This window comes from Pseudomonas lurida (assembly GCF_013522705.1).
In the GTDB taxonomy this organism is placed as follows: Bacteria; Pseudomonadota; Gammaproteobacteria; order Pseudomonadales; family Pseudomonadaceae; genus Aquipseudomonas; species Aquipseudomonas quebecensis.
Genome location: NZ_JAAMRE010000022.1, coordinates 1 through 15,588, shown reverse-complemented (window position 1 = coordinate 15,588; position 15,588 = coordinate 1). Strand labels below are relative to the sequence as shown.

Annotated in this window: 18 protein-coding genes and 1 pseudogene; 6 read left to right on the top strand and 13 right to left on the bottom strand. The window is 61.0% G+C overall.

From position 1 onward, the window contains the following. The first annotated feature begins 25 nt into the window (after nt 1–25). Nucleotides 26–637 (top strand): hypothetical protein, encoded by a 612-nt coding sequence (locus G7025_RS26835; RefSeq protein WP_258197706.1) that lies wholly within the window; start codon nt 26–28, stop codon nt 635–637. Between the two features lie 789 nt (nt 638–1,426). On the opposite strand, the gene G7025_RS17725 is transcribed toward G7025_RS26835, so the two are convergent. Further along, nucleotides 1,427–1,957 (bottom strand): ferritin-like domain-containing protein, encoded by a 531-nt coding sequence (locus G7025_RS17725; RefSeq protein ID WP_181080433.1) that lies wholly within the window; start codon nt 1,955–1,957, stop codon nt 1,427–1,429. Between the two features lie 175 nt (nt 1,958–2,132). On the opposite strand from G7025_RS17725, the gene G7025_RS17720 reads away from it, so the two are divergent. After that, the gene (locus tag G7025_RS17720; RefSeq protein WP_181080432.1) at nt 2,133–3,023 is read left to right on the top strand and encodes an esterase/lipase family protein; all 891 of its coding nucleotides are present in this window, start codon (nt 2,133–2,135) and stop codon (nt 3,021–3,023) included. Here the strand turns inward: G7025_RS17720 and G7025_RS17715 are convergent. Then, nucleotides 3,020–3,898, bottom strand: a complete 879-nt coding sequence (locus G7025_RS17715) for a DMT family transporter (RefSeq protein ID WP_181080431.1) — start codon at nt 3,896–3,898, stop codon at nt 3,020–3,022. The two genes, G7025_RS17720 and G7025_RS17715, sit on opposite strands and share 4 nt — an antisense overlap. 121 nt (nt 3,899–4,019) lie before the next feature. On the opposite strand from G7025_RS17715, the gene G7025_RS17710 reads away from it, so the two are divergent. Together G7025_RS17710 and G7025_RS17705 are read left to right on the top strand one after the other, a co-directional pair. Continuing rightward, nucleotides 4,020–4,319, top strand: coding sequence for a PsiF family protein (locus G7025_RS17710; protein ID WP_181080430.1), 300 nt, complete (start codon nt 4,020–4,022; stop codon nt 4,317–4,319). Between the two features lie 127 nt (nt 4,320–4,446). After that, nucleotides 4,447–5,460 carry an AI-2E family transporter gene (locus tag G7025_RS17705; RefSeq protein WP_181080429.1) on the top strand — a complete coding sequence of 338 codons (1,014 nt, stop codon included), beginning with the start codon at nt 4,447–4,449 and terminating at the stop codon, nt 5,458–5,460. A gap of 68 nt (nt 5,461–5,528) precedes the next feature. On the opposite strand, the gene G7025_RS26830 is transcribed toward G7025_RS17705, so the two are convergent. Together G7025_RS26830 and G7025_RS26825 are read right to left on the bottom strand one after the other, a co-directional pair. Then, on the bottom strand, nt 5,529–5,762 hold the full coding sequence (locus G7025_RS26830; RefSeq protein ID WP_375139339.1) for a hypothetical protein: 234 nt from the start codon (nt 5,760–5,762) through the stop codon (nt 5,529–5,531). A 49-nt stretch (nt 5,763–5,811) separates the two neighbouring features. Beyond that, nucleotides 5,812–5,940, bottom strand: a pseudogene (locus G7025_RS26825) (transposase); the annotation flags it as partial. A gap of 241 nt (nt 5,941–6,181) precedes the next feature. On the opposite strand from G7025_RS26825, the gene G7025_RS17700 reads away from it, so the two are divergent. Then, on the top strand, nt 6,182–6,520 hold the full coding sequence (locus G7025_RS17700) for a hypothetical protein (RefSeq protein ID WP_181080428.1): 339 nt from the start codon (nt 6,182–6,184) through the stop codon (nt 6,518–6,520). Nucleotides 6,521–6,565: 45 nt separating this feature from the next. On the opposite strand, the gene G7025_RS17695 is transcribed toward G7025_RS17700, so the two are convergent. Beyond that, nucleotides 6,566–7,834: an Hsp70 family protein gene (locus G7025_RS17695; RefSeq protein ID WP_181080427.1), complete on the bottom strand. Its 1,269-nt coding sequence runs from the start codon at nt 7,832–7,834 to the stop codon at nt 6,566–6,568. A gap of 239 nt (nt 7,835–8,073) precedes the next feature. Between G7025_RS17695 and G7025_RS17690 the strand changes: the two genes are divergently transcribed. Next, complete coding sequence (locus tag G7025_RS17690; RefSeq protein ID WP_181080426.1) at nt 8,074–9,012, top strand: DnaJ C-terminal domain-containing protein; 939 nt, start codon at nt 8,074–8,076, stop codon at nt 9,010–9,012. A gap of 21 nt (nt 9,013–9,033) precedes the next feature. On the opposite strand, the gene G7025_RS17685 is transcribed toward G7025_RS17690, so the two are convergent. From G7025_RS17685 to urtE, 8 genes are all read right to left on the bottom strand, one after another. Then, on the bottom strand, nt 9,034–10,161 hold the full coding sequence (locus tag G7025_RS17685) for a sensor histidine kinase (RefSeq protein ID WP_181080425.1): 1,128 nt from the start codon (nt 10,159–10,161) through the stop codon (nt 9,034–9,036). Between the two features lie 94 nt (nt 10,162–10,255). After that, nucleotides 10,256–11,956, bottom strand: a complete 1,701-nt coding sequence (gene ureC, locus G7025_RS17680) for an urease subunit alpha (protein WP_181080424.1) — start codon at nt 11,954–11,956, stop codon at nt 10,256–10,258. Between the two features lie 122 nt (nt 11,957–12,078). Continuing rightward, nucleotides 12,079–12,387, bottom strand: a complete 309-nt coding sequence (locus tag G7025_RS17675) for an urease subunit beta (RefSeq protein WP_181080423.1) — start codon at nt 12,385–12,387, stop codon at nt 12,079–12,081. After that, nucleotides 12,384–12,917, bottom strand: a complete 534-nt coding sequence (locus tag G7025_RS17670; protein WP_181080422.1) for a GNAT family N-acetyltransferase — start codon at nt 12,915–12,917, stop codon at nt 12,384–12,386. Before G7025_RS17670 ends, G7025_RS17675 begins: the two co-directional genes overlap by 4 nt. Before the next feature lie 5 nt (nt 12,918–12,922). Continuing rightward, the gene (locus G7025_RS17665) at nt 12,923–13,435 is read right to left on the bottom strand and encodes a GNAT family N-acetyltransferase (protein ID WP_181080421.1); all 513 of its coding nucleotides are present in this window, start codon (nt 13,433–13,435) and stop codon (nt 12,923–12,925) included. A gap of 9 nt (nt 13,436–13,444) precedes the next feature. Next, nucleotides 13,445–13,747, bottom strand: a complete 303-nt coding sequence (ureA, locus tag G7025_RS17660; protein WP_003171437.1) for an urease subunit gamma — start codon at nt 13,745–13,747, stop codon at nt 13,445–13,447. 85 nt (nt 13,748–13,832) lie between these two features. After that, nucleotides 13,833–14,672, bottom strand: a complete 840-nt coding sequence (locus G7025_RS17655) for an urease accessory protein UreD (protein ID WP_181080420.1) — start codon at nt 14,670–14,672, stop codon at nt 13,833–13,835. A gap of 31 nt (nt 14,673–14,703) precedes the next feature. Then, nucleotides 14,704–15,402, bottom strand: coding sequence for an urea ABC transporter ATP-binding subunit UrtE (urtE, locus tag G7025_RS17650; RefSeq protein ID WP_181080419.1), 699 nt, complete (start codon nt 15,400–15,402; stop codon nt 14,704–14,706). Between the last annotated feature and the right edge of the window lie 186 nt (nt 15,403–15,588).

The following is a 15,588-nucleotide window of genomic DNA, read 5'->3' as shown; positions in this document are numbered from 1 at the left end:
CCCCAGTCACTTGGAGGTGTAATCCTTGCAGGGAGCCTACGCATTTATCAATGAGCGACCGCAGCCTTATCCACTGCTCAAGCTCAGCCTTTCTCTTAACCCCCATGCGCAAACAAAGTTCGACACCGTCAACCACCACATCCGCAATGTCGTGGTACTGCCAGGGCAGTTGGTGATTATTCCTGATGCGCGCACGGCGTCTTGCACTGCTGAAGAAGCGCAACTGATGCGCTCAGCGCAGAACATAAAACAGGCGTTGCTGGCGCATTCTGCTGCTGATCAGTTTTTGATCAAAAACTACGATCAGCTACAGGCAATCATGTCCCACGCCTCGCTCACCATCGGAAGCGGCACCGGTGCATGGAGCAAGCACTTGGCGCAAATCGAAAAGACCCTTAAGGACATCGACGAGTTGCATAAGCAGTACTTGAAGAACGGGACTATGGGGGCGAGGAGTGAGTTTCTGGCTAATCGCAGGACGCTATTTGCGAGGCTGGATCTTCAGCTCTCTGGTATGGCGCGTTTTGGTACGGGGTTGAAAAATGAGGGCTCTATTAAAAAATGCTGGGTATTTCCAGTAAGAGCTATTGGCATCACGGAGAAATTCGTGGGTATGAGGAGACGGTCAAGCGCGTAGCCAAGGCTTCAGAGATGTTGAAAAAAGGAACGTATATTGGGATCGCGCTGGATGTCGGAGTGACCGCGTTGGAAATAACGGAGGCATGTTCCACCGGACGCGAACAGGAATGTACGCGGGCGAAGTTTGTAGAAGGAGGAAAACTGGCGTTCGGGGTTGGTGGGGCAGCGTTCGGCGCAGAGGTTGGTGCTGCTGTCGGAATGGTCGCCTGTGCAGAGTAGTCTTTGGCACCCCTACCGCCGGAGCAGGAGCGCTAGGCTGTGCAGTTGTTGGCGGGATTATTGTAGGTGCAGCCGGAGGCTCGCTAGGAAACAAGTATGGAGAACAGGTTGGTACGAGTCTTTATGAGACTTCAGGGGGTAGCGAATGACGCTTGAGCCCCTTGGGATGATATCGGCCATTATTATGATGTTGAGTTACCCCATATGTATTTATGCCATCTATACAAAACTTGAAGAAGCCGAGGACTATTTAAAACTCAGCACATTTATAGTGACGGTCAAATACAGATTTGGGTTCGGTCTGTTTGGAGGGAAACTGAAACGTCTCTTCGTTATCGCGATCGTTATCCTCATCCCAAAGGTTTTTCAATGGCGCCACTTGGTGCTTACCGAGGACGTAAGGCGTATGCCGAAAAGGCTCAAACTATGGATGGTCCTGCCCTTCCTGCTCACTATGTCTTCCTTCGCCGGAATGGCCTTGTCATGGTTTCTGACTGAGTCATGGTCATAGCAAGTAAAAAAGAGGGGGAGCCGGTTAACCGGCTCCCCCTCTTTTTTATGCTTCGAATTACAGGCTTTCGAGAATGTCCGCCATATCGTCCGCGTGTTCTTCTTCCTGGGCCAGGATTTCTTCGAAGATGCGGCGGGTGGTCGGGTCTTTGTCGCCGATGTACTGGATGATCTCGCGGTAGCTGTCCACCGCGATCCGCTCGGCCACCAGGTCTTCGTAGACCATTTCTTTAAGCGTGTTGCCGGCTACATATTGAGCATGGGAGTTCTTCGACAGCAGGTCGGGGTTGAACTCCGGCTCGCCGCCCAATTGCACGATGCGCTCGGCAAGTTTGTCGGCGTGCTCGGCTTCCTGGGTGGCGTGCTCGAGGAATTCCTGCGCGGCGACGGCGGCTTTGACGCCGCTGGCCATGAAGTAGTGGCGCTTGTAGCGCAGCACGCACACCAGTTCAGTGGCCAGCGAGGCGTTGAGCAGGCGAATGATTTCTTCGCGGTCGGCGTCATAGCCCTGGGTTACGGCACCGTTTTCGACGTTCTGGCGGGCGCGGCTGCGCAGGGTCGCAACGTCGGTCAAGTTTGCTTCAGTCATCTCAATCTCCTGGGGCTAATCCGGGTTACGTCACGCTCTGTCGGTGTGATCGCTCCAAGTTGTGAGTACCGGGCCGGGCAAAAAGTTTTATCGGATTTGCCCGCGACGTCATGAGGCAGACTTGCGGCTGGGCTAGTCTGCAAGGCATCACGCGGTTTTCGAGGATGTTCGCTTCATGCCGAAGTCGTTGGCTACACGTTATCCACTGGTGCTGGTGCCCGGCATGCTGGGGTTCGTGCGTATCGGGTTCTTCCCTTACTGGTACGGCATCGTCCCGGCTCTGCAGGCGGGCGGGGCGGTGGTATTCCCGGTGCAGGTGGCGCCGCTGGATTCCAGCGAGGTGCGCGGCGAGCAGTTGCTGCTGCAGATCGAGCGAATCCGTCGCGAAACCGGGGCCGACAAGGTCAACCTGATCGGCCACAGCCAGGGTGCGCTTACCGCACGCTACGCGGCGGCCACACGGCCGGAATGGGTGGCGTCGGTCACGTCGGTGGCCGGGCCCAATCACGGCTCGGAGCTGGCGGACCATTTCCACACGCATTACCCCACCGACAGCGTCAAAGGGCGGTTGGTCAGCGCAGTGTTTCACCTGGTTGCCTGGATGATGGGCCTGCTGGAAACCGGCTATCGCGGCCCGCGCTTCAAGGCGGACCTGCGGGCCTCGCACCAGTCCCTGACCAGCGCCGGCGTGGCGCTGTTCAATCGCCACTATCCTCAGGGTTTACCCGACAGCTGGGGCGGGCAGGGCGCCGAGGAGGTCAATGGCGTGCGCTACTACTCGTGGTCCGGCACCTTGCAGCCGGGCAAGACTGACCGTGGGCGCAACCTGCTGGATGGTACCCACCGCAGTTGCCGGCTGTTCGCCCGCAGCTTCCTACGCGAGAAGGGCCAATGCGACGGCATGGTCGGGCGCTACAGTTCACACCTGGGTGTGGTGATCGGCGACGACTTTGCGCTGGACCACTTCGACATCGTCAATCAGTCCCTGGGCCTGGTGGGCAAGGGCGTCGAGCCGATCCGCCTATTTGTCGAACACGCACGACGCTTGAAGGACGCCGGGGTTTAAGCGGGTCGACGCACCGGTGTGGTCCAGCGCTCCGACAGAATCACCCCGCCCAGGGTCAGCAACCCGCCCACCAGGTGATACAGCGCCAGTTCCTCCTTGAGCACCACCGCCGCGATCAGCGCGGTGATCAACGGCAGCAGGTTGAAAAACAGCGTGGTGCGACTCGGTCCGAGAGTTTTCACCGAATGCATCCAGGCCAGTGGCGCAAGCATGGACGCCAGCAGGCACGCGTACAGCACCAGCGGAATATTTGCCCAGCCCAGGCCGGCCTTCGCCGACAACAAGTACAGCGGGAACAGCACCACCACTGCCACCAGGATCTGCAGGTACAGCAGCACCAGCGGCGGCAGGCGCAGTTGCCATTTTTTCAGCAGGGTGCTGTAGACCGCGTAGGCCAGGGTGGCCACCAGCATCATCGCGTCACCCAGGTTGACCCCGTGTTGCAGCAGCGCGCCGAGGCTGCCGGCCGACACCACTACCGCCACCCCGGCAAACGACAGCATCGCCCCCGTGAGCGCGCCAAAGGTCAGGCGCTGGCCGAGGCTGATAATGGCGGCGGTCAACGCCATCAACGGCATCAGCGACAGAATGATGCCCATGTTGGTGGCACTGGTCAGGGAGGCTGCGTAGTACGCCAGGCTCTGGTACACCGCCATGCCCAGCACGCCGAGGATGCAGACCTTGCCCAGGTTGGGCCGGATGGTCGCCCAATGAGCGAGCACCGGCTTGAGCATGAACGGGGTAAACAGCAGGGCCGCGAGCAGCCAGCGGTAGAAGCCGATTTCGGCAGGGAAGATCGAACCCACGGCCAGTTTGTTGACCACGGTATTGCCGGCCCAGATGAAGATGGCCAGCAGGGGATAAGCGTATTGCATGACAGCGCCGCATGGATGAATGAGCGGGGATTATCCTCTCTCTGCGCAGGAAGGTGTAACAGGGTTTGACTACACTCTCGAAAGACCGCGCCCCCCGGCCCGGTAACAGGGAGAAAACTCCATGAAGATGCTGCGTATACCGTTGTTGATGATGGGCCTGCTGTTGTGCTCCCAGGGCTTTGCCGCCACCGCCCAGCAAACCAAGATGACCACCTGTAACGCCGAAGCCACCACCAAGACGCTCAAGGGCGACGAGCGCAAGGCGTTCATGAAAACCTGCCTGTCGGCTCCGGCCGCCAATGATGCGAAGACGCTGACGCCGCAGCAGCAAAAAATGAAGGATTGCAACGCGTCGGCGAAAACCAAGGCGCTGACCGGGGACGCGCGCAAGACCTTCATGAGCAGCTGCCTCAAAGGCTGACCGCGCAGGCGATCAGGTGTGGGAGGTGGCGAGCCTCCTCCCAGCACATTCACAACCTACCCACTCGCTTGATTCCCTCAAGGCTGGCAGACTGCCCATCCTTTAACGCCGTTCGTTTTGAGGCTGTATGCCAACGTTTTCTCAGCGTCATATGTTGTTGCTGGCCAGCTACATCATTATTTTTGGCGGATTGCTCCTGGTATTGCCGCTCAAATTGCTACCCAGCCTGCTGGCCGGCCTGTTGGTTTACGAGCTGGTCAACATGCTCACCCCTCAACTGCAACGGCTGATCGAAGGCCGACGCGCGCGCTGGCTGGCGGTAGCCTTGCTGGGCACTGTAATCGTCAGCGTGCTGGCCCTGATCTTTGCCGGTGCTATCAGCTTCCTGCTCCACGAGGCGGAAAATCCTGGCGCCTCCCTCGACAAGTTCATGGGCGTGGTCGACCGCGCGCGCGGCCAATTGCCGCCGTTTCTCGACGCCTACCTGCCCGCCAGCGCCGCCGAGTTCCGTGTGGCCATCGGCGACTGGTTGAGCAAGCACCTGAGCGAACTGCAACTGGTGGGCAAAGACGCGGCGCATATGTTCGTGACGCTGCTGATCGGCATGGTGCTCGGCGCGATCATCGCGCTGCAGCGCATCCCTGACCTGACCAAGCGCAAGCCCCTGGCCGCGGCGCTGTTCGACCGCCTGCACCTGCTGGTCCAGGCGTTTCGCAACATCGTCTTCGCACAAATCAAGATCGCCGCGCTCAACACCGCCTTCACCGCCGTGTTCCTGGCCGTGGTGCTGCCGTTGTGTGGCATCCACCTGCCGCTGACCAAAACCCTCATCGTGCTGACCTTCCTGCTCGGCCTGCTGCCGGTGATCGGCAACCTGATGTCCAACACCCTGATCACCATCGTCGCGCTGTCGCTGTCGATCTGGGTGGCCGTGGCGGCGCTGGGCTATCTGATCGTGATTCACAAGGTCGAGTACTTCCTCAACGCCCGCATCGTGGGTGGGCAGATCAGTGCCAAGTCGTGGGAATTGCTGCTGGCGATGCTGGTGTTTGAAGCGGCATTCGGTTTGCCGGGGGTGGTGGCGGGGCCGATTTACTATGCGTATTTGAAGAGTGAGTTGAAGCTGGGGGGGATGGTTTAGGGGCAGTTGTGAGTGACAAGCGGCAAGCGGCAAGTAAAGCAGGTTTGCGCTTACTTGCGGCGAAAAACTCACCATTTGATAACCGAGGCAGGGCGGCGGAAAAACCGCCCTGTTTTCGCTTGGGCCGCTTGCGGACTTAACTTGCTGCCACTCACGTCCATCAAGTCATACCCGTCCCGCAATGGGATCGCCAGCAGTTGCGCGAAGTCGTGAAGCACCCTGGCCTCACTGCTGATTTCTTCTCGAAAAACGAGGTTTTCCAGTAGCTCCCACTCGATTGTCGCCAAACAATAGAGTGGCAGCTGTACGCAGGTTGGCGAACCGGAAACCACGCAAACCGGCACACCCGAAGGTCTCCCACAAGGTACCGGCGCGTCCCTCCAGCTTGTTGCGATAACGCGTCACGCGGTCCGCCAGGTCTTTCATCAATTGCCCGATACTTGCACTGGAGTCTCCAGGTGCGAACAATAGATGGACGTGCTCCTGCCGGAAGAGCTGTTTCAATAATTCTTTGAAGTTATAGCTGTTACCGTTAGAGCGTATTGAAAACTGCCATTTATTACAGGTTCTTTAATGCTGGTTCCTGCCTATAAGCGACGCTAGATCACTCTACGACTCGTCCAGACCTGTTACTTCTGACAGTAGACAGCTTTTTCTCTGCCTGATTAGCTACCTGACAGAGGAGTTTGCGGGTGCGACTCCGCCTAGCGGGAGAACGTTCATGAGTGCAATCGAGCTAAGTGAAGAATCCAGTGTTATCGGCGTGCTGAAAAAAATGTCGAAACCGGTAGTGCTAGTGTTCTTGGGTAATCAGACCAAGGCCGACGGGACACTGTCGGCAAGTGGGAAAATGAAAGCTGTGATAGAGGCGTTAGCTGAGGATCCCGCTATGAACGGCGCCCAATTATTGATAAAGAATTTTGACGCAGAAGGCACAGTCGAAAAGTTTTACGATGTCCAGTCAGGTCCGACTACGCTGCTTATCCAGACCAAAACGATTGTGGGTCACTACACACAGGACTGGATGAAGCAGACCATTAAAGATGAGTTCCATCTTTGATCGCGTGATCGTTCCCTGCTCCGGGGAACGATCAGCTCAGGCTGATCAAGCGCCGTAGCGCTTACTCGCCTCAATCGCCAACCCGCTGCCGATACTGCCGAAGATATTCCCTTCCACATGCCGCGCATTCGGCAGCATCGCCGAGATGCTGTGGCGCAGCGCCGGGATGCCGCTGGAGCCGCCGGTGAAGAACACGGTGTCTACCTGCGCCACGCTGACCGAGGCATCGTTGAGCAGTTGAGTCACGCTGCCACGTACGCGTTCGAGCAGGCCGTCGATGGCTGACTCGAACAAGGTGCGGTTCAGGTCCACGCTCAAGCCGCGCTCGATGCGGTCGAGCGGCACATGGCGATTGTCGTCGTGGGTCAGCTGGATCTTGGTTTCTTCCACTTCCATCGCCAACCAGTGCCCGGCGCGCTGTTCGATCAGCTTGAACAGGCGGTCGATGCCACCGGTGTCTTCGATGTCGTAGCGCATGCTGCCCAGGGCCAGCTGGGATTTCTGCGAGTACACCGAGTTGATGGTGTGCCAGGTCGCCAGGTTCATGTGGTGGCTGGTGGGCATGTAGGCGCCGCTCTTCATGCGGCTGCCGTAGCCGAACAGCGGCATCATGCCGGCCAGCGACAGTTGCTTGTCGAAGTCGGTACCGCCGATGTGTACGCCGCCGGTGGCGAGGATGTCATCGTGGCGGTTGTCGTTGTGCCGACGGTCCGGCGACAGGCGCACCAGCGAGAAGTCCGAAGTACCGCCGCCGATGTCGACGATCAGCACCAGCTCTTCCTTTTCGATGGTGGACTCGTAGTCGAAGGCCGCGGCAATCGGTTCGTACTGGAACGAGATGTCCTTGAAGCCGATCTTGCGCGCTACGTCGACCAGGGTATTTTCCGCTTCCTGGTCGGCCATCGGGTCGTCATCGACAAAGAACACCGGACGGCCCAGCACCACTTCTTCGAACTCGCGGCCGGCGTTGGCTTCGGCGCGGCTCTTGAGTTGGCCGATAAACAGCGCCAGCAGGTCGGTGAAAGGCATTGCCGTGCCCAATACGCTGGTGTCGTGCTTGATCAGCTTGGAGCCCAGCAGGCTCTTGAGCGAGCGCATCAAGCGGCCTTCGTAGTTTTCCAGGTACTCGTGCAACGCCAGGCGACCGTACACCGGGCGGCGCTCCTCGAAGTTGAAGAACACCACCGACGGCAGTGTGATTTTGTCGTCCTCCAGCGCAATAAGTGTCTGCGCGCCCGGGCGGATCCAGCCGACGGTGGAGTTGGACGTGCCAAAGTCGATGCCGCAGGCACGGGCCGGGGATGGGTTTTTCATGTCTATCGGGTTCCGGTCGGAAAACGGCCGCGCAGTGTATGCCAGTCGCGGACGGATGCGTAGGCCGACCATCCGTTAAATCATGCTTGAAAGTCACCGATTTGCCCCCACATCTGGTGCATACGGCTAGCGCCGATAACACTTTGACGCACCCCCAGGCCACAAGACTCAACAAGTGCAGAGCAGCGCACCTTGTGCCCCAGGCTGTGCGATCTCGATTAAAGGATGGTGAACCGCCGATGGATTTCAAAGACTACTACAAGATTCTGGGTGTCGAGCCGACGGCCGATGACAAGGAAATCAAGACCGCCTATCGCAAGCTGGCTCGCAAGTACCACCCCGATGTGAGCAAGGAAAAAGACGCCGAAGCCAAGTTCAAGGACGCGTCCGAAGCCTATGAAGCGCTCAAAAGCGCGGACAAGCGCGCCGAGTACGATGAGCTGCGCAAGTACGGCCAGCATGGTCAGCCGTTCCAGGGGCCGCCGGGCTGGCAGAGCCGCGGCGGCTTTGGCGGTGGCCAGGACGCGGGCGACTTTTCGGACTTTTTCAGTTCGATCTTCGGCGCGCGCGGCGACGCCTTTGGTGGCGGCCAGCGCCGTTCCGCCGGGCGCAAGGGCCAGGATGTGGAGATGCAACTCTCGGTGTTCCTTGAGGAGACGCTGTCCACCGAGTCCAAGCAGATCAGCTTCCAGGTGCCGCAATACGACGCCTCGGGCCGGCATGTCAGCAACACCACCAAGAGCCTGAACGTGAAGATCCCCGCCGGTGTGACCGACGGCGAGCGTATCCGCCTCAAGGGGCAGGGCGCGCCGGGCATCGGCGGTGGGCCCAATGGCGACCTGTACCTGATCGTCAAGTTTGCGCCGCACCCCAAATTCGAAGTGGATGGCGAAAACCTGATCATCAACCTGCCGCTGGCGCCGTGGGAGCTGGCGTTGGGCACCGAAGTCGCGGTGCCGACCTTGACCGGCAAGATCAACCTCAAGGTGCCGGCGGGCAGCCAGAACGGTCAGCGCATGCGCGCCAAGGGCCACGGCTTGCTGAACAAGGCCGGGCAACGCGGGTTCCTGTATGTGCAGCTCAAGGCCGTGATGCCCAAGCAGGCCGACGACGAAACCATCGCGCTGTGGCAGGAACTGGCCAGGAAAGCCAACTTCAACCCGCGCGAAAACTTCTAAGCCCGCCCCGACGCGAGGCCGTTACAGCGAGCGCGGCAGCACCACCGTGAAGGTGGTGCCGTCCGCCTCGCTGGACGTTACTTCGATGCTGCCCCGATGGGCCAGCACCACTTCCTTGACGATAAACAACCCCAACCCGAGGCTGGTGGAGGTGCTTCCCGGTTCCTCGTGGACGCTGCGCACCAGTGGGTCGAATACCGTGCCCAAGGCCGCTTCCGGAATCGGCGCGCCATAGTTGTGCATGCGCAGCTCCACGCCGTCGGCCAGGCCCTTGAGGGTCAGGGTTACCGCCTGGCTGTTGGCGCCATGCTGCAAGGCGTTGCCGATCAGGTTCTGCAGCAGCTGGTCGATGCGTCCACGGTCCCATTGGCCGTGGGTGTCCCCATGGATGATCAGGGCCGGGTTGCATTCCGGGCGACCTGCGCACGCCTCGGCAATGGCCTCGCGCGCCGCGTCCGCCAGGTTCATGGGTTTGGGCTCGATGGGCAGGCTGCTGCCCAGACGGCTGCGCACGAACTCCAGCAAGTCGCTGACCATCGCGCCCATGTGACGCGCGCCGTTGCGGATATTGCCCAACAGGCTCACCCCCTGGCTGTCCAACTGTGCCTTGCGCAGCAGCATCTCGGTCGACATGTTCACAGCCTGCAGCGGCGCGCGCAGGTCGTGGCCAAGAATCGCCAGAAAGATGTCCCGCGAGCGCGCCACCTGTTCGGCGTAAGCGGCGGTGGATTCGGCCAGGGCTTCGTCGATGGCTTCATTGAAGCGGATCATGTCCTGCAGGTCCGCTCGTTGCGGGGTGTGCACGCTGTCGACCCACAGGCGGATCACGCACGCGCGCAAATGCCGGAACTCGGAAGTCATCTGCACCAGGTCAAAGCCCACGGTGTGGCGCAGTTCGCCATGGCTTGCGGCGGCCTGGTCCAGGCTGGGGGTGTTCTCCGGGCCTGCGCCCTTGGCCTTGGCGGCTTGTTCGCTGGCGCTTTGGCGGGTGTTCATGTCACGGGCGGCGGCCAGCAGGATCGAATGGGCGTGGTCGCGCAATTGTGTGCGGTTGAGGGTGTCGGCGGCGGGGGTCAGGGTCTGGGCGAAAAGCTCCCATTCATCAACGATCTGCTCGGCGTGTAACACGATGAATTCGGATAAACGCATGGCCAGGTTTCCAGAACGGTGAAAGCGCGTGGCGCATCGTAGCGCCATACGCGTGCTTCATTCACTGGCCCTGCAGGTGAATGCCGATGAACGGTCAGAACAGAAAATAACGCTGGGCCATCGGCAGCACGTCCGCCGGTTCGCACCAGAGCAGTTGCCCGTCCGCCTTGACCTGGTAAGTCTGCGGATCCACTTCGATGGCCGGCAGGTAATCGTTGTGGATCAGGTCGGTTTTCTGCACATCACGGCAGCCCTTGACCACGCCGATGCGTTTCTTCAAACCCAGCGCTTCGGGCAGACCCTCGTCCAGCGCCGCCTGGCTGATAAACGTCAGGCTGGTGGCGTGCAACGAACCGCCGAAGCTGGCGAACATCGGGCGGTAATGCACCGGCTGCGGCGTGGGGATCGAAGCGTTGGCGTCGCCCATCAGGCTGGAGGCAATGGCGCCGCCCTTGAGGATCAGCGTCGGCTTGATACCAAAGAATGCCGGGCGCCACAGCACCAGGTCGGCCCATTTGCCGACCTCGATGGAGCCCACCTCATGGCTGATGCCGTGGGTGATCGCCGGGTTGATGGTGTACTTGGCGATATAGCGTTTGGCGCGGAAATTGTCGTTACCCACGCCGTCGCCGGGCAGGGCGCCGCGCTGTTTCTTCATCTTGTCGGCGGTCTGCCAGGTGCGTGTGATGACTTCGCCGACACGCCCCATGGCCTGGCTGTCGGAGCTGATCATCGAGAACGCGCCGAGGTCGTGCAGGATGTCTTCGGCGGCGATGGTTTCGCGGCGGATGCGGCTTTCGGCGAAAGCCACATCTTCGGCGATGCTGGGGTCCAGGTGATGGCAGACCATCAACATGTCCAGGTGTTCGTCGATGGTGTTGCGCGTGAACGGCCGCGTCGGGTTGGTGGAGCTGGGCAGAACGTTAGGGAAACCGCAGGCCTTGATAATGTCCGGCGCGTGGCCGCCGCCGGCGCCTTCGGTGTGGTAGGTGTGGATGGTGCGGCCCTTGAGCGCGGCGAGGGTGGTTTCGACAAAACCGGACTCGTTGAGGGTGTCGCTGTGGATCGCTACCTGCACGTCGTAGTCGTCCGCCACGCTCAGGCAGTTGTCGATGCTTGCCGGGGTGGTGCCCCAGTCTTCATGCAGCTTCAAACCGATGGCGCCGGCCTTGACCTGTTCGATCAGCGGCCCCGGCAGGCTGGCGTTGCCTTTGCCGGTAAAGCCGATGTTCATCGGGAACGAATCGCTGGCCTGCAGCATGCGCGCCAGGTGCCACGGGCCTGAGGTGCAGGTGGTGGCGTTGGTGCCGGTGGCCGGCCCGGTACCGCCGCCGATCATGGTGGTGACGCCGCTGGTCAGGGCCTCTTCGATCTGTTGCGGGCAGATGAAATGCACATGGGAGTCGATACCGCCGGCGGTGAGGATCATGCCTTCGCCGGCGATCACCTCGGTGCTGGCACCGATGGCCATGGTCACGCCGGGTTGAATGTCCGGGTTGCCGGCCTTGCCGATCGCATGAATGCGCCCGTTCTTGAGGCCCACATCGGCTTTGACGATGCCCCAGTGGTCGATGATCAGCGCGTTGGTGATCAGCGTGTCGACCACCTCGGCGGCGAGCAACTGGCTCTGGCCCTGGCCGTCGCGGATCACCTTGCCGCCGCCGAATTTCACTTCTTCGCCATAAACAGTGAAGTCCTGCTCGACTTCGACGAACAGCTCGGTGTCGGCCAGGCGGACCTTATCGCCGACGGTGGGGCCGTACATGTCGGCGTAGGCTTGTCTGGAAATCTTCATGTGTGTGTCCTCGATCGTTCCCACGCTTTGCGTGGGAATGCATCCTGTGACGCTCTGCGTCACGATGTTAAGAGCGGACGCGGAGCGTCCATGGCGGCATCCCACGCGGAGCGTGGGAGCGATCAGTCGAGGTCGCCCATGATCCGCCCGGCAAACCCGAATACCCGCCGCCCGCCGGCCAGATCCACCAGCTCGACCTCACGGCTCTGCCCCGGCTCGAACCGCACCGCCGTGCCCGCCGGAATATTCAGACGCATGCCACGGCTGGCGGCACGATCAAACGTCAGCGCGTCGTTGGTCTCGAAAAAATGGTAGTGCGAACCCACCTGGATCGGCCGGTCGCCGCTGTTGGCCACGCTCAGGGTGACGGTGCGGCGGCCGACGTTGAGTTCGATCTCGCCGGGCTGGATCTGAAATTCACCAGGAATCATGCAGGTTGCCCCAGGGTCTTGAAGTAGATGGCGGTCGGGCTGTAGCGCCCGTCCGGGCTTTGGCAGTAATCGGGCAGTTCACCGATCTTGGTGTAGCGCAGCGCCTGGTAGAAGGCTTCGGCACCGGAGCCGGCTTCGGTGTCCAGGTACAGCAGGCCGCGTTTGTTCTGGCGCGCGGCGAGTTCCAAAGCGTGCATCAATTGCTGGCCGAGGCCATGACGACGTGCGCTGCTGTGCACCAGCAGTTTTTGCACCTCGGCACGGTTGAGGCCGTTGGCTTTCTGGCACAGCGCCAGTTGCACGCTGGCGATCACCTGCTCATCGCGCACCACCACCCAGAGCAGCAGGCTGCCCTCCTGGATACTCGCCTGCACGCCGTTCAGGTAGGCGCGCGCCTGGGCATCGTCGAAATCGGCCATGAAGCCCACCGACGCGCCATGCCTGACGGCGTCCAGCAGCAGGTCACTCAAGCCCTGGCGGTAATGGGCGAAACTCTCCGCGTTGACTCGACGCAGTTGCGCAGCATTCATCGGTCTCACTCCTTGGGCGGTTCGGCGCCGGGGTTCAGGGCCAGTTGCATAAAGGTCAGGTCCAGCCAGCGGCCGAACTTGATGCCCACCTGCGGCATTTGCCCGGTGGTGACGAAACCCAGGCGCTCATGCAGGCGGATCGAGGACTGGTTGCCGCTTTCGATGGCCGCGACCATCACGTACTTACCGGCACTGCGCGCCCGTTCGATCAGCGCTTGCATCAGGCGTGGGCCGAGGCCTTTGCCGCGCTGGTCATGACGCACATACACCGAATGCTCGACGCTGTAGCGAAAGCCCTCGAATGGCCGCCAATCGCCGAACGAGGCGTAGCCGGTGACTTCATCGTTTTCCACCGCCACCAGGATCGGATAACCCAGGGCCTGGCGCGCGTTGAACCACGCCAGGCGGTTGGCCAGGTCCACCGGCTGTTCGTTCCAGATAGCCGTGGTGTTGCGCACCGCGTCGTTGTAGATATCGCGAATGGCGGGAAGGTCCTTTTCGGTTGCATCACGAATCATGGCTGGGCCTCAGGCTATCGGTTGGTGAACGGTGACCAACTTGGTGCCGTCCGGGAAGGTGGCTTCCACCTGGATATCCGGGATCATCTCCGGGATGCCTTCCATCACCTGTTCACGGCTGAGCAGGGTGGTGCCGTAGTGCATCAGGTCGGCCACCGTGCGCCCGTCGCGTGCGCCCTCCATCAAGGCGGCGGAGATGTAGGCAATGGTTTCCGGGTAATTGAGCTTCACACCGCGCGCCAGGCGCCGTTCGGCCACCAGGCCGGCGGTGAAGATCAGCAGTTTGTCTTTTTCCCGTGGGGTCAGGTCCATGGTTCAGTCCGTCGTGAAATACATTCGTAAATACAATGGAGATTAAGTGTGAGAGGGGGCTTGCCCTCTCCCACATTTTTGATCTTCATGTGCTCCAGATTCTCGGTGATACCGCTTCTCGGCCCAATATGGCCGGGCGCAACAGCCGCCACACATCAATTAACCATCCCCGCGCCAGCAACGCCTCGCTGGCCAGGCAACGGGCCACCAGCAAGCCGGGCAATTGGGTCAGGTCGCCGCGCACTGCGTTGGGCAGAGAGCGGCATTGTTCAAGCAGCTCAGCGGTTATTTCGCCGGTAACAAGCAACGTGGCGAACACCGGTTGCCCATCCAGTCCGATCGGCGATTCCAGCAACCCATCGCCGCCGACGATGCGCTGGCGTTCGTGCCAGAGCAATTGCCCGTCGCGGCGGATATCCAGGTGCGATTGAAAGTGCCCAAGGTCGAAACGTTCACCACTGGCCGGGCGGCCCAGCGCAACCACGTCCCAATAGAACAGGCGGGCATCGCCGTGCAGGTCGATGCGCGTGGTGAGTTCGGCCTGGGCGGCGCTGAACACGATGGTTTCCTGGGGCAGCCACTCGAGGGTGGCGCCGGCTTCGACGGTCAGCGCGAGTTGCTGATACGCCGGGCCGCCGGCGCGGTACCACTTGGCCGCGCCGGGGCTGGTCAATTGCGCCCAGGCACCTGCGGCGACATGGGCCGTTATATCCAGGCGATCCCCGCCGGCAATCCCGCCGGGCGGGTGCACGATGATGTGCTGGCACACCTCGGGGCCTTCGGCATACAGGTGCTTTTGCACGCGCAGCGGGCCGAGGTGGCGGCGCATCACCGGGCGCGTGGTGTCGCCCACGCGCGCATAGCCGAGCTCCAGCGCGGCGTGCCAGCTGGGGGTGAACAGGGCAGGGGAAACGGGCAGGTTCATCTTTATGTGCTTATCGTTAGGACGCTACAGATTAGATCGTTACGAGACCGCGCACACCGTCGCTTTCCATATTTTCACCACGGCCTTGCTGCACGATTTCACCCCGGGACATCACCAGGTACTGGTCCGCCAGCTCGGCGGCAAAGTCGTAGAACTGCTCTACCAGCAGAATCGCCATATCACCACGCGCGGCAAGCTTCTTGATGACCGCGCCGATCTCCTTGATCACCGAGGGCTGGATGCCTTCGGTAGGCTCATCCAGGATCAGCAAGCGTGGTCGGCTGGCCAGGGCGCGGCCGATGGCCAACTGTTGCTGCTGGCCGCCGGACAAGTCGCCGCCGCGCCGATGCTTCATCTGCAGCAACACCGGGAACAGTTCATAGATGAACGCCGGTACTTCCTTGGCTTCGGCGCCGGGGAAACGCGACAAACCCATCAGCAGGTTTTCCTCCACGGTCAGCCGCCCGAAAATCTCCCGGCCCTGGGGCACGTAGGCGATCCCGGCATGCACGCGCTGGTGCGGCTTGAAGCCGGTGATCGGCTTGTCTTCCCAATTCACCGCGCCTTCTTTGGCCGGCAGCAACCCCATCAGGCACTTGAGCAGGGTGGTCTTGCCCACGCCGTTACGGCCGAGCAGGCAGGTCACTTCGCCGATCTTCACGTCAAACGAAAGCCCGCGCAGGATGTGGCTACCGCCGTAGTACTGGTGCAACTTGTCGACTTGCAGCATGTTCAATTCTCCCCATGATCGTTCCCATGCTCCGCGTGGGAATGCATCCCGTGACGCTTTGCGTCACCATTGCGCAGGGCTTGAGCCGTGCGTTGGCAGCGGGACGCGGAGCGTCCCTGGCGGCATTCCCACGCGGAGCGTGGGAACGATCAACGAACTCCGTTAGTTGGCGTCAAGCGGCAAGCT

Coding starts and splice junctions, on each gene's coding strand:
- G7025_RS17720 (WP_181080432.1), top strand. CDS start 2,133: ATGCCGAAGTCGTTGGCTACACGTTATCCACTGGTGCTGGTGCCCGGC.
- G7025_RS17665 (WP_181080421.1), bottom strand. CDS start 13,435: ATGATTCGTGATGCAACCGAAAAGGACCTTCCCGCCATTCGCGATATC.
- G7025_RS17700 (WP_181080428.1), top strand. CDS start 6,182: ATGAGTGCAATCGAGCTAAGTGAAGAATCCAGTGTTATCGGCGTGCTG.
- G7025_RS17675 (WP_181080423.1), bottom strand. CDS start 12,387: ATGATTCCTGGTGAATTTCAGATCCAGCCCGGCGAGATCGAACTCAAC.
- G7025_RS17695 (WP_181080427.1), bottom strand. CDS start 7,834: ATGAAAAACCCATCCCCGGCCCGTGCCTGCGGCATCGACTTTGGCACG.
- G7025_RS17655 (WP_181080420.1), bottom strand. CDS start 14,672: ATGAACCTGCCCGTTTCCCCTGCCCTGTTCACCCCCAGCTGGCACGCC.
- G7025_RS17685 (WP_181080425.1), bottom strand. CDS start 10,161: ATGCGTTTATCCGAATTCATCGTGTTACACGCCGAGCAGATCGTTGAT.
- urtE (WP_181080419.1), bottom strand. CDS start 15,402: ATGCTGCAAGTCGACAAGTTGCACCAGTACTACGGCGGTAGCCACATC.
- G7025_RS17710 (WP_181080430.1), top strand. CDS start 4,020: ATGAAGATGCTGCGTATACCGTTGTTGATGATGGGCCTGCTGTTGTGC.
- G7025_RS17725 (WP_181080433.1), bottom strand. CDS start 1,957: ATGACTGAAGCAAACTTGACCGACGTTGCGACCCTGCGCAGCCGCGCC.
- G7025_RS17670 (WP_181080422.1), bottom strand. CDS start 12,917: ATGAATGCTGCGCAACTGCGTCGAGTCAACGCGGAGAGTTTCGCCCAT.
- ureC (WP_181080424.1), bottom strand. CDS start 11,956: ATGAAGATTTCCAGACAAGCCTACGCCGACATGTACGGCCCCACCGTC.
- G7025_RS17715 (WP_181080431.1), bottom strand. CDS start 3,898: ATGCAATACGCTTATCCCCTGCTGGCCATCTTCATCTGGGCCGGCAAT.
- G7025_RS17690 (WP_181080426.1), top strand. CDS start 8,074: ATGGATTTCAAAGACTACTACAAGATTCTGGGTGTCGAGCCGACGGCC.
- G7025_RS17705 (WP_181080429.1), top strand. CDS start 4,447: ATGCCAACGTTTTCTCAGCGTCATATGTTGTTGCTGGCCAGCTACATC.
- ureA (WP_003171437.1), bottom strand. CDS start 13,747: ATGGACCTGACCCCACGGGAAAAAGACAAACTGCTGATCTTCACCGCC.